This is a genomic window from Streptomyces sp. SCSIO 75703 (assembly GCF_036607905.1).
Lineage (GTDB): Bacteria > Actinomycetota > Actinomycetes > Streptomycetales > Streptomycetaceae > Streptomyces.
This window is the reverse complement of the sequence record NZ_CP144555.1, coordinates 4591505-4605967: the sequence shown is the minus strand read 5'-3', so window position 1 is coordinate 4605967 and position 14463 is coordinate 4591505. Positions and strand designations below refer to the sequence as shown.

Annotated in this window: 10 protein-coding genes; 4 read left to right on the top strand and 6 right to left on the bottom strand. The window is 76.7% G+C overall.

All coding sequences use genetic code 11. The features are described from left to right. Positions 1-16 precede the first annotated feature (16 nt). A complete protein-coding gene (locus tag VM636_RS20260) occupies positions 17-1060 on the bottom strand; it encodes a methyltransferase domain-containing protein (protein WP_078855679.1) in 1044 nt (347 codons plus the stop codon). Positions 1061-1135: 75 nt separating this feature from the next. Between VM636_RS20260 and VM636_RS20255 the strand changes: the two genes are divergently transcribed. From VM636_RS20255 to VM636_RS20240, 4 genes are all read left to right on the top strand, one after another. Further along, positions 1136-1549 (top strand): globin, encoded by a 414-nt coding sequence (locus VM636_RS20255; protein WP_030418234.1) that lies wholly within the window; start codon positions 1136-1138, stop codon positions 1547-1549. A gap of 190 nt (positions 1550-1739) precedes the next feature. Beyond that, the gene (locus VM636_RS20250) at positions 1740-4982 is read left to right on the top strand and encodes an ABC transporter permease (RefSeq protein WP_338485270.1); all 3243 of its coding nucleotides are present in this window, start codon (positions 1740-1742) and stop codon (positions 4980-4982) included. 127 nt (positions 4983-5109) lie between these two features. Further along, positions 5110-7839 (top strand): FtsX-like permease family protein, encoded by a 2730-nt coding sequence (locus tag VM636_RS20245; RefSeq protein ID WP_338485269.1) that lies wholly within the window; start codon positions 5110-5112, stop codon positions 7837-7839. Positions 7840-7885: 46 nt separating this feature from the next. Beyond that, positions 7886-8848, top strand: coding sequence for an ATP-binding cassette domain-containing protein (locus VM636_RS20240; protein WP_338485268.1), 963 nt, complete (start codon positions 7886-7888; stop codon positions 8846-8848). A 36-nt stretch (positions 8849-8884) separates the two neighbouring features. Here VM636_RS20240 and VM636_RS20235 read toward each other — a convergent pair whose 3' ends face one another. From VM636_RS20235 to VM636_RS20215, 5 genes are all read right to left on the bottom strand, one after another. Further along, positions 8885-9562: a hypothetical protein gene (locus VM636_RS20235; protein WP_030418230.1), complete on the bottom strand. Its 678-nt coding sequence runs from the start codon at positions 9560-9562 to the stop codon at positions 8885-8887. Next, positions 9559-9978, bottom strand: coding sequence for a thioesterase family protein (locus VM636_RS20230; RefSeq protein ID WP_030418229.1), 420 nt, complete (start codon positions 9976-9978; stop codon positions 9559-9561). The genes VM636_RS20235 and VM636_RS20230 overlap by 4 nt, the downstream gene beginning before the upstream one ends. Positions 9979-9984: 6 nt before the next feature. After that, a complete protein-coding gene (gene ettA, locus VM636_RS20225) occupies positions 9985-11649 on the bottom strand; it encodes an energy-dependent translational throttle protein EttA (RefSeq protein WP_030418228.1) in 1665 nt (554 codons plus the stop codon). Positions 11650-12046: 397 nt separating this feature from the next. Further along, positions 12047-13468 carry a TQXA domain-containing protein gene (locus VM636_RS20220; protein ID WP_053912462.1) on the bottom strand — a complete coding sequence of 474 codons (1422 nt, stop codon included), beginning with the start codon at positions 13466-13468 and terminating at the stop codon, positions 12047-12049. 300 nt (positions 13469-13768) lie between these two features. Beyond that, positions 13769-14245 carry a single-stranded DNA-binding protein gene (locus VM636_RS20215; RefSeq protein ID WP_053912461.1) on the bottom strand — a complete coding sequence of 159 codons (477 nt, stop codon included), beginning with the start codon at positions 14243-14245 and terminating at the stop codon, positions 13769-13771. Positions 14246-14463 lie beyond the last annotated feature (218 nt).

The window sequence follows — 14463 nt, the reverse complement described above, 5'->3', positions numbered from 1 at the left end:
GGGACGCGCCTCCCGCTCAGGTGAAGGGCCAGGCGTACGGCCCGTCGGGGTCGTCCAGCCACGCCCAGGACCGGTCGCCGCGGACCGTGATGCCGTAGCGCTCGCGGCCCGGGGCGCCCTCGCGCTGCCACAGCGCGTACGCCTCCTGCGGGTCGAGGCCGCCGCTGCCGAGGTCCAGCAGGAAGCGGAACAGGTCGTCCTCGCGGACCCGGCGCGGCACCCCGCCGCACCCGGTGCGCTCGGGGGCGGGCCGGCCGGCTCCGCGCAGCGGCACGAAGTAGGCGGCCGTCGGCAGGAAGCGGCCCTCGGCGTGCCCGGCGTCGTGGACGGTGAGCCGGACCAGCCCGGTGGCGAGCGGTGTGAGGATCCGGCCGCCGGGGCGGCACTGGGCGAGCCAGGCGCGCGGCACCGAGGGCAGCGCGCAGGTGGCGATGATCCGGTCGAAGGGGGCGCGCTCGGGCACCCCGAGGGCGCCGTCGCCGGTGACGACGAGCGGGTGGTGTCCGGCGGCGGCCAGGTTCCGGCGGGCCGACGCGGTGATCTCCGGTTCCAGGTCGACGGTGGTGACGAGGTCGTCGTCGCCGAGCCGGTGGGCGATCAGGGCGGCGTTGTAGCCGGTGCCGGCGCCGATCTCCAGGACCCGGTCGCCGTCGCGGACGTCGAGCGCCACCAGCATCAGCGCCATCAGCGAGGGCTGGCTGCTGGAGGAGACCAGTTCCCCGTCGCGGACCCGGGTGGCGAGCGGGACGTCCTCGTAGGCGCCGCGCACCCAGCGCGCGCGGGCCGCCGGGTCCGGGTCCCGGCCGGAGCGGGTGTCCCGGCCGCCGAAGCCCGTGGTGTAGGACGGCACGAAGAGGTGGCGCGGGACGGCGGCGAACGCCTCCCGCCAGACCGGGTCCGCCTCCCAGACGCCGGTCAGGCCGATCTCGCGGACCAGCGCGGCGCGGGCGGAGCCGGCGAGGGCCTCCGTGTCCTCGCCGCCGGGGGCCTCCGCGTCCTCGCGGCCGGGGGCCTCCGCGTCCTCGGCACCGCGCCGGCGCCGGCCGGGTACGTGCGCCATGCCTCCACGGTACGGGCCGGGCGGGCCGGACGGGGGGTCCTACGACCCGGGTCCTATGCCGTGCCGTCTGAGACCATGGACGGCGTGAATGAGATTCGGCGCGGGACGCTTCAGGAGCAGACCTTCTACGAGCAGGTCGGCGGGGAGGAGACCTTCCGCCGGCTCGTCCACCGTTTCTACCAGGGGGTCGCGGAGGACCCGCTGCTGCGGCCGATGTACCCGGAGGAGGACCTCGGCCCGGCCGAGGAGCGGCTGGTGCTCTTCCTCATGCAGTACTGGGGCGGTCCGCGGACCTACAGCGAGCAGCGCGGGCATCCCCGGCTGCGGATGCGGCACGTGCCCTTCACCGTGGACCGGGCCGCCCACGACGCCTGGCTCCGGCACATGCGCACGGCCCTGGACGAACTGGGCCTCTCCGAGGAGCACGAGGCCACGCTGTGGAAGTACCTCACCTACGCCGCGGCCACGATGATCAACTCCCCGGGCTGACCCCGGCCGCCCGCGGCGCGGGCCGACCCGTGCGCGATGCGGTCGTCCACGGCGTTTCCTCGATCACGATCCGGTCAAACCCATGACCGGGACGGTCCCCCCGGCACCGGTCCTCTGACAGCATCGCCCCGAGGTCTGGACGACGGTGCCGGGGGGCCGGGTGCGGGGGTACGGGGGGCCGGCGGGGCTCGTGCCGCGCCGCGCGCGGACGCACCGGCTGCTGCTCGCCGCCGCGCTGGGCACCGTCCTGCTCACCACGGCGGTGCTCACCGCCCTCACCGCCTACACCGGCGCCTTCGGCGACGCCGCCCTGCGGCACGCGCTCGCCGCCGCCGACACCTCCCTGGTCGTCAAGGCCGACGTGTCCCACGAGGGGCGGGCAAAGGCCGACGCCGAGGTGCGCGAGGGGGCCCGCAGGACCTTCGGCGGGCTCCCGGTCACCGTCCGTACGCTGGCCCGCTCGGGCCCGTACGCCCTGCCGGCCCCGGCGGGGAAGGGCTCCCCCGGCGACGGGGCGGGCTCCGACGACCCCGACCTGACCTACTTCGCGGCGCTGGACCCCGGCCAGGTGCGGATCACCGAGGGACGGGCGCCCCGGGAGGGCGGCGACCGCGTCGAGGCGGCGCTGCCCGCCGGGGTGGCCGAGCGGCTGCGCCTCGGGCCGGGCGACCGGCTCACCCTCACCGACCGGCTCGGCGGCCCCCGCACCTCCGTCGAGATCACCGGCCTCTACCGGCCCGCCGACGCCGACGCCCCCTACTGGCGCCTGGACGACCTCGCCGGGCGCGGCGTGCGCACGGGCGGCTTCACCACGTACGGGCCGCTGCTCGCCGCGCCCGGCGCGCTGGGCGAGGGCCGGGTCAGCACCGGCTCCTCCGGCTGGCTGGCGACCGCCGACTTCTCGACCGTGACCGCCGGGCGCACCGACGCCCTGCGGGAGGCGGCCGGGGAGGGCACGGCGTGGCTGCGCGGGCGGCCCGCGCTCAGCTCCACCACCGCCGTGGGCACCGCCCTGCCCGACGTCCTGGACCGGCTGGACCGCTCCCTGCTGGTCGCCCGCTCCACGCTGCTGGTGGTCGCCCTCCAACTGGTGCTGCTCGCCGGGTGCGCGCTGCTGCTGGTGGCCCGGCTGCTGAGCGACGAACGCGCGGACGAGACACGGCTGTTGCGGGCCCGCGGCGCCTCCCGCGGCCAACTGGCGTTCCTGGCCGGGCTGGAGGCGTCGCTGCTGGCCGTCCCGGCGCTGTTGTGCGCCCCGTTGCTGGCCGGGCCGCTGACCCGGCTGGTGGCCAGGCTGGGGGCGGCCGACGGGACCGGGCCGGCCCTGGGCGTGCCCGGGTGGGGCGGCGGCGCGGTGTGGGCGGCGGCGGGGGCGACGGCGCTCGGCTGCGCGCTGGCGGTGACGCTGCCCGCGCTGACCGCGCCGGCGGCGGCGGGCGGCCGGGCCAGGCCGCTGCCGGCACCGGTGCGGGCCGGCGCGGACGTGGCCCTGCTGGCGGTGGCGGGCGTCGTCTGCTGGCGGCTGTCCCGGCAGCCCGCGGGCGCCCTGGCCGAGGGCGCCGGATCGCCCGGCGGCCTCGGCGTCGATCCGCTGCTCGTCGCGGCACCCGCGCTGGCACTGCTCGCCGGGACGGTGCTGACGCTGCGACTGCTGCCGCCGCTGGCCCGGCTCGCCGAACGCCGCGCCACCGGCGGGCGGGGGCTCACCGCGGCCCTCGCGGCCTGGCGGCTCTCCCGCCGCCCGATGCGCGGGGCGGGCCCCGTGCTGCTGCTGGTCCTCGCCGTGGCGCTCGGGGTGCTGGCGGTCGGCCAGGGCGCCTCCTGGGAACGTTCCCAGGACGACCAGGCCGACTTCCGGGCCGGGGCACCGGTCCGCGTGCTCGCCGCCGGGTCCGTCGGCCCCGGCCGCACCGAGGAGTACGCGGCCGTCCCCGGCGTACGGGAGGTGGCGCCGGCCGCCCGCGCGCAACTGCCGCTCTCCGGCGACCGGACGGCGACCGTGCTGGCGCTGGACACGGCCCGCGCGGCCGGCACGCTGACGCTGCGCCCGGACCTGTCCGACGTGCCCGTCCGCGCCCTGCTCGCCCCCCTCGGCCCCCAGGGGGCGGTGGCGGGCGCCCCGGTGCCCGAGGGCGGCACGCGACTGGAGCTGACCGCCCGGCTCGACGCCGGCGGCGCCTCCCCCGGCACCCCGGCCGACGTGACGGTCACGGTGCGGGACGGCTACGGCGTCGTCTTCCGGCTGCCGGCCGGCGAACTGAGCGCCGACGGCCGCCCCCACACCCTCTCCGCGGCGCTCTCCCCCGGCCCGCTGACCGTGACCGGCGTGGAACTCTCCCTGGCCCAGCCCTACGGGCGCGCGGAACGGCACCGCTTCACGCTGGAGGCGCTGAGCGCCACCGCCGCCGACGGCACCGCGCAGCGGCTCGCGCTCCCCGGCTCCTGGACCGTCTCCGCGCACGGTGACAGCCGGTCGGGACCGGAGGCCGGCACCGCCCCGGCCGAGCCCCGGCTGCTCTCCGCCGCCCCGCCGTCCCTCGCGTACGGCACCGGGTACGTCCCGGCCGACCTGACCTGGATCTCCGCGGTGACCACCGTCCGGCTCGACGTGGCGCAGCCGGACCGGCGGGAGATCGCGGCCGTGGCGACCGACCGGTTCCTGGACTCTGCGGGCGCCCGGACCGGCGCGCTGGTGGACGTCGCCCTCGACGGGCACAGCGTCCCCGTACGGATCGTGGACAGCGTCCGCGCGCTGCCGACCACGGACGCGGGCACCGACCCGGACCGCGACGGCGGGGCCCTCCTGATCGACCTGCGGTCCGCCAACCACGTCCTGCAGGCGCGGCACGGGCAGGGGCTCACGCCCACCGAGTGGTGGCTGCGCACCGCGCCGGGCGGGGCGGCGGAGGTGGCGGCCGGCCTGCGCGCCGCGCCGGACGCCGACCCGGCCCGGGTCGTGGTCCGCGACGAGGTGGCCCGGGAGCTGCGTGACGACCCGTTCGGCGCGGGCCCGAGGGCCGCGTCCACCGCGGCGTCCGGGGTGGCGGCGGCCCTCGCCGCGGTCGGGTTCGCGGTGAGCGCGGCGGGGGCGCGGCGCGAGCGGGCCGCCGAGTTCGCGGTGCTGCGCGCGCTGGGCGCCCCGCGCCGCGATCCGGCCCGCGCGGTCGCCGTCGAACAGTGCGTCCTGGTCGTGCTGGGGCTGCTGGCCGGTACGGTGCTGGGCGCCGTGCTGGCCCGGGTGGTGATCCCCCTCGTCGTGCTCACCCCGCAGGCCGCGCACCCGGTCCCGGACGTCCTCGTCGCCTTGCCCGCCGCCCGGGTCGCCCTGCTCCTGGCCGCCGTGGCCCTGGTCCCGCTGCTGGTCACCGTCCTGCCGGCCCGTCCCGCCGACCCGGCGGCCGCCCTCGGAGCGCGGGGAGGCGGACCCCGATGACGCACACCGCCAGGCGACCGCGGGCCCCGGGCCCGGTGTCCCCGCGGGGCGCCGGGCGCCGCGGGCCCCGGAGCGGTTCCGCCGGTGCCGCGGCACGGCGCCGGGGCCCGCGAGGGGGTGGTCGCGCGTGAGGGGCGTCTCCGGGTGGTGGGTGGCGGCGCGGTTGCGGGCCGCGCCCGGCGCCGCGTGCGCGCTGGCGCTGCTCGTGGCGCTCACCGCCGCCCTCGCCGCCGCCTTCCCGAGGGCCCTGGACCGCCACGCCGACGCCGGGCTCCACCACGCCCTCGCCCGCGCCCACCCCGACCGGACCGGCGTCCTGCTGACCGCCCCGGGTCCCTACCCCGAACTGCCCCGGGAGCGGCGGGAGGAGGCGGTGCGTCCGCCGGCCCTCGCCGCACTGCGCGCCGACGCGCTCGCGCTGGTGGAGGAGGGACTCCCCGTCGACCGGGCGCAGTCCCCGTACGGGGTGCGCACCCAGCGGAGCCTGGAGGTGCCCGAACCCTGGCTGCCCCGGCCGACCGGGTCGGCCCCGAGGATGTTCCTCGCCGCCCAGGACGGCCTCGCCGACCACGCCCGCCTCGCCTCCGGCCGGCTGCCCGGCACGTCCGGCGACCCGGTGACCGCCGCGACCGGCGAGGTGGAGGCGGCGGTCAGCGCGGAGACGGCCGAGACGCTGCGCATCGGCGTCGGCGCGGTCCTGCGCGTGCCCGCACCGGAAGGGCCCCCGCTCACCGTCCGCGTCACCGGCATCGTCACGCCGGACGCGCCGGACAGCCCCTACTGGGCGACCCAGCCCGTGCTGCGCACCCCGGTCCTGGCGACGGCGCCCGGCTCCTCCGCCGCGGACCCCGACCGGTACTGGGTCGGTGCCCTGCTCCTCGACCCCGAGGCGGCCCCCGCGCTGCTCGGCACCGCCGGGAACCCGATCCGCTACTGGCAGTTCGCGCCCCGGGCGGACGCGCTGCGCGCCCACGACACGGACCGGCTGCTCCGCGCCGTCGCCTCCCTGGAGTCGGGCCCCGCACAGGCCCGGGTGCACCGGCTCATCGGCCCGGAGACGGACGTGAGCACGGGCCTGGACGAGGTGCTGGCCTCCTACGGGCGGCTGCGGTCCGGCATCGGCCCGCTGGTGGCGGTCGCCGCGGCGGGCACCGGCACGGTCGCCGGCGTGGCCCTGCTGATGGCGGGCGGCCTGGCCGCCGGCCGGCGCCACGCGGAACTCGCCCTGCTGCGCGCCCGGGGCGCCTCCCTGCGCGGTCTGGCCGGGCGGCTGCTGGCCGAGACGGCGGTGGTGGCGGTGCCGGCGGGCGCCGCGGGCCTCGCCGCCGCCCTCCTGGCGTTCCCCGGGGCCCGGACCCCGCCCGCGGTGGCGGCGGCCGTCGCGGTGACCGTCCTCGCCTGCCTCGCGCTGCCGGTGCGGGCCGTCGTCGCGCACCGCGCGGTCCGGGTGCACGACGGCCGGCGCGACCTCGTGTCGGCCCGCCCCTCCCGGCGGCGCGCGGTCGCCGAACTCACCGCGGTGGCCCTCGCGGCCGGCGCCGTGGAGACGCTGCGCCGGCAGGGCGCGGCGGGCACCGCCGACGGCCTGGTCGTCCTCGCCCCGGTGCTGACCGGCGTGATCGCCGCGCTGCTGCTGGTACGGCTGCTGCCGTGGCCGCTGCGCGGCCTCGCGGGACGGGCCGGGCGGCTGCGCGGTGCGGTCGGGTGGCTGGCGCTTGCGCGGGCGGGCCGCACCTCCGCCTCCCCCGTCCTGCCGCTGCTCGCGCTGCTGACGGCGCTGACCACGGCGGCCTTCGGCGGCGCGGTCCTCAACGGGGTCGCGCAGGCGCGGGACCGGGCGGCGCTGCTGGCCGTGGGCGCCGACGCCCGGGTGGAGGCGTCCGCGGCCCTGCCGGGGGCACTGCCGGGCCGGCTCCGCGCGGCACCCGGGGTGGAGGCGGTCACCGAGGTGAGCCTCCTCCCGCAGGCCCGGGTGTGGGAGGGCCGGCACACGGTGCCGCTGGCGGGCGTGGACCCGGCCGCCTACGCGGCGCTGGCCGCCCGGACGGACCTCGGGGCCTTCCCCGCGGGCGCGTTGGCGGCCGGGGGCGGTGCGGGCGGGCCGCCGCCCGCGCTGGCCTCGCCGGCGGTCGCCGAGCGGTTCGGCAGCGGTCCGGTGCCGGTGCGGCTGGACGACGGCACGTCCGTCACCGTGCGGATCGCCCTGGTCCGCGAGCTGACCCCGGCGGTATCCGGGGACGACTTCCTGGTCGTGGACCGGGCGGCGCTCTCCGCCGAGGCCGCCCGGCCGACCGTCCTGCTGCTGACCGGCGACCGGCCGGACGCGGGCGCGCTGCGCGCGGCGACGGGGGACGCCGGGTCGGTGCGGACCCGGGCGGAGGAACGGGGCCGGGCCGTGGACTCGCCGCTGCAGTCCGGTGCCGAGCGCGTCTACACGGCCGCCGTCGCCGCGGGCGCCGGGTACGCCGCCCTCGCCCTGCTGCTCTCCCTGCTGCGGGCCGCCCCGGAGCGGGCCGCGCTCCTGGCCCGGCTGCGCACCATGGGCCTCACCCGGGGGCAGGGGCGGCGCCTGCTGGTGCTGGAGTCGCTTCCCCAGGCCGTGCTGGCCACGGCGGGCGGGGCCCTGACCGGCTGGGCGGCGGTGGCGCTGCTCGCCCCCGGTGTCGACCTGACGGCGATCGCCCTGCCGTCCGCCTCGGCCGCGGTGGGCACGGCCGTCCCGCGCACCGACCCGTGGTCGCTGGCGGTGCCCGCGCTGGGCGTGCCGGTGGTGACGGTGGGGGTCGCCGTGGCGCAGGCGTGGTGGTCGGGCCGGCGCGGCTCGGTCACCGAACTGCGGGCCGGTGACCCCGGATGAGCCGCCGCCCGCGGACGCCCGGCCCCCGCTCTTCGAGGAGACCCCGATGACCACCGATCCCACCCTCGCCGACCTGGCCGGCCGGGCCACCGCCTCCCGGGACCGGCCCGCCTACGGGCACGACGCCCTCATCGCCTGCGACCGGCTGGTCCGCGTCTTCAGCGCGGACGGCGTGGAGGTGCAGGCGTTGCAGGGCCTCGACCTGCTGGTGCGCGAGGGCGAGCTGATGGCCCTGGTGGGCGCGTCGGGCAGCGGGAAGTCCACGCTGATGAACATCCTCGCCGGGCTGGACACGCCGACCGCCGGCGCGGCCCGGGTGGCCGGCCGCGACCTGCTCACCATGACCGCGCGGGACCGGCTCGCCTACCGGCGCGAGGTGGTCGGCTTCGTGTGGCAGCAGACGGCGCGGAACCTGCTGCCGTACCTGACGGCGGCGCAGAACGTCGCCCTGCCGATGCGGCTGGCCGGCTCCCGGGGCCGCTCCGCCCGCCGGGCCCGCGGCGAACGGGTCCTGGAACTCCTGGAGTTGCTGGGGGTCGCCGACTGCCGGGGCCGCCTGCCGCGCGAGCTGTCGGGCGGGCAGCAGCAGCGGGTCGCCATCGCCGTGGCCCTCGCGGGCGCCCCGTCGGTGCTGCTCGCCGACGAGCCGACCGGCGAACTGGACTCGCACACGGCGGAGCAGATCTTCGCCGCGTTCCGCACCGCCAACGAGCACCTGGGCACCACGATCGTCATCGTCACCCACGACCAGGCGGTGGCCGGCGAGGTCCGCCGCACCGTCGCCATCCGCGACGGCCGCACCTCCACGGAGGTGCTGCGGCGCAGCGAGGTGGACGCGGCGACGGGTGACGAGACGCTGGTGGCGCGGGAGTACGCGATGCTCGACCGGGCGGGCCGGCTCCAGTTGCCCGCCGAGTACACGCGGGCGCTGGGCATGCGCGACCGGGTCGCCCTGGAACTGGAGCCGGACCACATCACCGTCCGCCCGGACACCGGCGAACACGGCTGACGGCGGGGCGCCCGTCGCCCCCGGCGCGGGGGCGGGTCAGCGGACGCTGATGCCGAGGGCGCCCGTCCCGGCCGTGCGCACGGCGACCGACCCGTAGGCGGTACGCAGCCGCAGCCACGACCCCGAGGAGAAGAGGGCCGGTTCCTCCTCGCCGGGCGCCGCGCGCAGGAAGCCCAGCGACTGGGCCGCGTGCACGGCCCGTACCGGCAGCACGGTGCCCTCGACGGTCCGGGACCAGATCTCCCGGCCGGTCCGGTCCAGTTCGGCCCGGGTGCGCCGCTGCGGCGCCAGCGCGTCGCTGCGGGAGCGGAACTCGGCGACCGCGTCGGCGACGAGGGCGCGCAGCCGGCCGGGGCCGGGCAGTCCGGGCTCGGGCCGCCAGCCGCCGCGCGGCGGCAGCACCCCGGCCCACGGCGGTCCGGTCACCGCGCCGGGCACGGCCGCGGTGGCGGCCGGTTCGTCGACGGTCTCCAGGAGTTCACCGGCGGAGACGGTCACGTCCAGGGTGACGTCGAGGCCGTTCTCGTACGGCTTGGCGAGCCGTGCCGTACGGATCGCCAGCACCTCGAAGGAGGGCGGGCGGCCGAAGACGGCGAGCGCGGTGCCGGCCGCCTGGAGGCGGACCGCGGCGCCGCGGTCGTAGTGGAGCAGCCGGGAGAGGAAGGCCGCGAGGTCCGCGGCCTCCCCCTCGTCTGCCAGGTGGAGGGCCGTCATGCGGCGACGGCCCCCTCCTCGTCCTCGGCCGGGTCGGTGTACTCCTCGAGGAACTCCCGTTCCTCGGCGGTGATCCGGCGGGGCCGCTGTGCCGCGAAGTCGAACGGCACGATCACGGTCGAGGCGCGGACGTAGACCTGGTCGCCGTCCTTCACCTCGTAGGCGAGGGTGAAGGAGGCGGCCCTGATCCGCGTGACCCACAGCTCGATGTCCACCGGCGTGTGCCGGTGGACGAGCTGCCGCTTGTAGTCGATCTCGTGGCGGGCCACCACCGACCCCTGCTGGAAGTCCTTGTCCGGGCGGAACAGGAAGTCGATGCGCGCCTCCTCCAGGTAGCGGAGGAACACCACGTTGTTGACGTGGCCGTACGCGTCCATGTCCGCCCAGCGCAGCGGGCAGCGGTAGAGGTGCCGCAAGACCGATCAGCCCCGGGTCAGCTTCTTGTAGGTGGCGCGGTGCGGGCGCGAGGCGTCCGGGCCCAGCCGCTCGATCTTGTTCTTCTCGTACGACTCGAAGTTGCCCTCGAACCAGAACCACTTGGACTCGCCCTCGTAGGCGAGGATGTGGGTGGCGATCCGGTCGAGGAACCAGCGGTCGTGGGAGACGACCACGGCGCAGCCGGGGAACTCCAGCAGCGCGTTCTCCAGGCTGGAGAGGGTCTCGACGTCGAGGTCGTTGGTCGGCTCGTCGAGGAGCAGCAGGTTGCCGCCCTGCTTGAGCGTGAGGGCGAGGTTGAGCCGGTTGCGCTCACCGCCGGACAGGACGCCGGCCGGCTTCTGCTGGTCCGGGCCCTTGAAGCCGAACGCCGACACGTAGGCGCGCGAGGGCATCTCGACCTGGCCGACGTTGATGTAGTCGAGTTCGTCGGAGACGACCGCCCACAGCGACTTCTTGGGATCGATGTTCTCGCGGCTCTGGTCGACGTAGGAGATCTTGACCGTGTCGCCGACCTTGATGGAGCCGGAGTCCGGCTGCTCCATGCCCTGGATCATCTTGAACAGGGTCGTCTTGCCGGCGCCGTTGGGGCCGATGATGCCGACGATGCCGTTGCGCGGCAGGGTGAAGGAGAGGTCGTCGATGAGGACCTTCTCGCCGAACGCCTTGCTGAGGTTGTTCACCTCGACGACGACGTTGCCCAGGCGCGGGCCCGGCGGGATCTGGATCTCCTCGAAGTCCAGCTTCCGCATCTTGTCGGCCTCGGCGGCCATCTCCTCGTACCGGGCCAGTCGTGCCTTGGACTTGGCCTGGCGGCCCTTGGCGTTGGAGCGGACCCACTCCAGCTCGTCCTTGAGGCGCTTGGCGCGCTTGGCGTCCTTCTGGCCCTCGACCTTGAGGCGGGCGGCCTTGGTCTCCAGGTACTTGGAGTAGTTGCCCTCGTAGCCGTGCAGCCGGCCGCGGTCGACCTCGCAGATCCACCCGGCGACGTTGTCCAGGAAGTACCGGTCGTGGGTGACGGCCACGACGGTGCCCTCGTACTTGGCGAGGTGCTGCTCCAGCCAGTTCACCGACTCGGCGTCGAGGTGGTTGGTGGGCTCGTCGAGGAGGAGCAGGTCGGGGGCCTCCAGCAGCAGCTTGCAGAGCGCGACGCGGCGCTTCTCGCCACCGGAGAGCTTCTTGACGTCCCAGTCGCCGGGCGGGCAGCCCAGCGCGTCCATCGCCTGCTCGAGCTGGGCTTCGAGGTCCCAGGCGTTGGCGTGGTCCAGCTCCTCCTGGAGCTTGCCCATCTCCTCCAGCAGCGCGTCGGAGTAGTCCGTGGCCATCTGCTCGGCGATCTCGTTGAACCGGTCGAGCTTGCCCTTGATCTCGGCGACGCCGAGCTGGACGTTCTCCAGGACCGTCTTGTCCTCGTCGAGCGGGGGCTCCTGGAGGAGGATGCCGCTGGTGTAGCCCGGCGACAGGTACGCCTCGCCGTTCGACGGCTGCTCCAGGCCCGCCATGATCTTCAGTACGGTCGACTTGCCGGCGCCGTTCGGGCCGACGACGCCGATCTTCGCACCGGGCAGGAAATTCTGGGTGACGTCATCGAGGATCACCTTGTCGCCGTGCGCCTTGCGCGCCTTGCGCATGGTGTAAATGAACTCAGCCAAGAGAAACCGTCCGGCAGCTTAATCAGGCAGTGGGCAGATACACCCCATCTTGCCGCACCGCCACCCCGGGGAGGAAACGCGTCCAGTGCGGGGCGGCTGACCTGGGGTTTTCCTGGCGTCGAGGGTGACCTGCCCGTCACTTACGGTCGCCGTCGACCGGACTCGGGCGGCGGCGGACGGCCTGAGGGCGGCCCAGCGGACGATCACCGCGCCGCCACCGGCCGGATCGGGTGCGTGGCTCGCTCGGGCCGGCGGGCTGCGTGTGGACGACTCGGCGGTCGCGGGAGACCACGACGGGGTGAGGCCGGTGGAGCCTCCCCGGGTGCCACCAGCGCCGGCGACCGCGGCCGGCAGCCGTGGAAGTGAAGGGCCGAGCGTCCGTGGTCCCCGGGGGCGGTCAGTCCTGGTGGCGTTCCTCGCGGCGGCGGGCGGCGACGAGGACGGCGCCGCCGATGACGACCAGGCCGATGGCGGTGCCGCCGATCAGGGGCGTGGCGTCGGAGCTGCCGGTGGCGGCCAGGTTGGGGTCGGGGCTGGTGTCGGAGACCGGCGCGGTGGCCGGTCCGCTGAGGGGCTGGGGGCCGGAGGCGAGGGTGGCGGTGCGGGTCTCGCAGTCCAGGACGCCGCTGAAGCGCTGCTCCAGCCCGGCCGGTCCGCGCACGGTGAGGTCGTAGGCGCGGTCCTCGGGGAGCGGGACGGTCACCGTGCTCGTCTCGCCCGCCGGGACGGTGTACTCGGTGCCGAGCAGGGTGAAGGCGAAGGGTTCGTCGCCCTTGTTGTCGGTGGTGATGTCCAGGCCGCCGTCCGTGCAGTTCTTGGTGGCGGACAGGGCGGGGGCCGGGCCGGCGGAGGCCCACAGGGCGGTGGCCGCCGCCGAGACGGTGGACTCGCTGGAGCCGGCCAGGATCTGGGTCTGGCTGCGGCTCTCGGAGGCGAAGGCGCGGCCGACCGGCACGGAGGTGGACGCCTGCACGGTCAGTCCCGCCGTGCCGTCGGCGGCGTCCTCGGGCACCTCGAAGTAGAGCCGGTCGCCGTCGCGGACGCCCGTCACGGGCTTCCCGTCCTCGTCGACGACCCGCACCTCGCCCGCCACCGCGTCCGCGGGCGGGGTCACCGTGGCGCCGCCCGCGTTGGTGTGCACGGTCACCGGGCCGAGCCGCTCGCCGGGGTGGCCGGAGACGGCGGGCGGGTCCAGGGTGAGGGAGGCCGCGGGCTCCTCCAGGTCGCGGGCGTTCTTCTCCAGGTAGTCGGCGAGGCGTTCGGCGCGGGGTTCGACGGCCTCGACGTCCGCGTGGTCCGAGTAGCGCCAGATGGCGACCTGGGTGCCGGCCGCCGCGTCCTGTGCGGTCAGGCCGCCCTTGATGCCGGCCTTCTTGGCGAGCGCGGCCAGGTCGTTCACCTGCGGGTAGGAGTTCTGCAGGATCCAGCGGATGCGGCCGGCGTCCTTGTTGACGTGGAGGGAGGTCCCGCTCCAGGGCGTCTCCGCGTACTTGGCGTCCTTCTGCGTGGGGGTCTCGATGTCGACGCAGTAGGTGTGGAGCGTGCCGCCGCCCTCGACGGACATCTCGAACAGGCCGGCCGCGACCTCCTGGTCGCCCTCGGGCCCGTGGATGACGGCGGAGCCGTACGTCTTGAGGCCGCCGATGGTGGCCGTCGCCCCGCCCTCGCCGCGCTCCGCGTGCCGTTTCGCCGTGTCCTGGGCGGTCGCCGTGCCCGCGCCGGCCGCGACGCCGGCGGCGGCGAGCGCGGACACCAGGGTGACGGCGGCGAGGCGGGCCCCCCGGCCTGGCAGGGACAGCACTGAGCGCGTAGAAAACACCAAATTCCCCTTCGAGCAGGACCCGTTGGTGTGGGGTGAACGGTCCCACCAGCGAAATCAGTAGCCCCACGGGGCATGTTCGGCATCCTAAGGACGTGGTGCGGCACGCCTGACGGGATGTTCATCCGAACGGTGATCCGAATCGCAATCGTTATCGCCGACACCGTCCGCGAACTGGGCATGTCGACAAAACCACCCGACGTCGCCCCGATGCGGCCCCGCGCCCCGGCGTCCGCACCCCCGATCCGCCCCCCGGGCCCGGGGGGCGCCCGCCGCGCTCCGCCACCCCTGCCTCGCGTGTCACGTCACCGCGGCCGGCTCCGGTTCCCGTCCGCCGGGGGCGGGTTCGGCGGTTTCCTCCGGGGCCGGCGTCCGCCAGTCGGGCTCCGGCCGCCGGGGCGAAGGGGCGCCCGCCTCCGCCCGGCTGGTGCGCCGGAAGGCCGACGTGCCGCGCGCCAGGTCGTGGCCGATGGCCACCGCGTCGATGTCCGCGGAGGTCCGGCTCTGTCCGTCGCGCACATCGGTGCGGACCTTCAGCCGGCCCTGGACGACGACCGGTTCGCCCACCGACAGCGAGGCGGCGGCGTTGGTGGCGAGCTGGCGGCCGGCCCACACCGTGAAGAAGTTGGTGTGGCCGTCCGTCCAGCCGTTCCTCTCGCGGTCCCAGTAGCGGGCCGTGACGGCGAGCCGGAACCGGGCCGACGCCCCGTTCGCCAGTTCCCGGTACACCGGCCGCGTCGCCACGTTGCCCACGGCGCAGATCATGGTCTCGTTCATCGCGGGTGCTCCCCTCTTTCCGTACGGGCGCCGGCCCGTACGGCTGCGGTCTCGGCGGCGGTCCGGGCCGGGCCGCCGCTCCTGTCGGCGACCGCGTCCCGTGCGCTCGCCGTGCGGCCAGACTGCACCGGCCGCGCGAAGCCCGCCGGGGGCTGTGGGCAACCCCGGGTCTGTGGACAATCCGGCCACCCGGACGGGTGGCGGCCCAGACGCCGCCA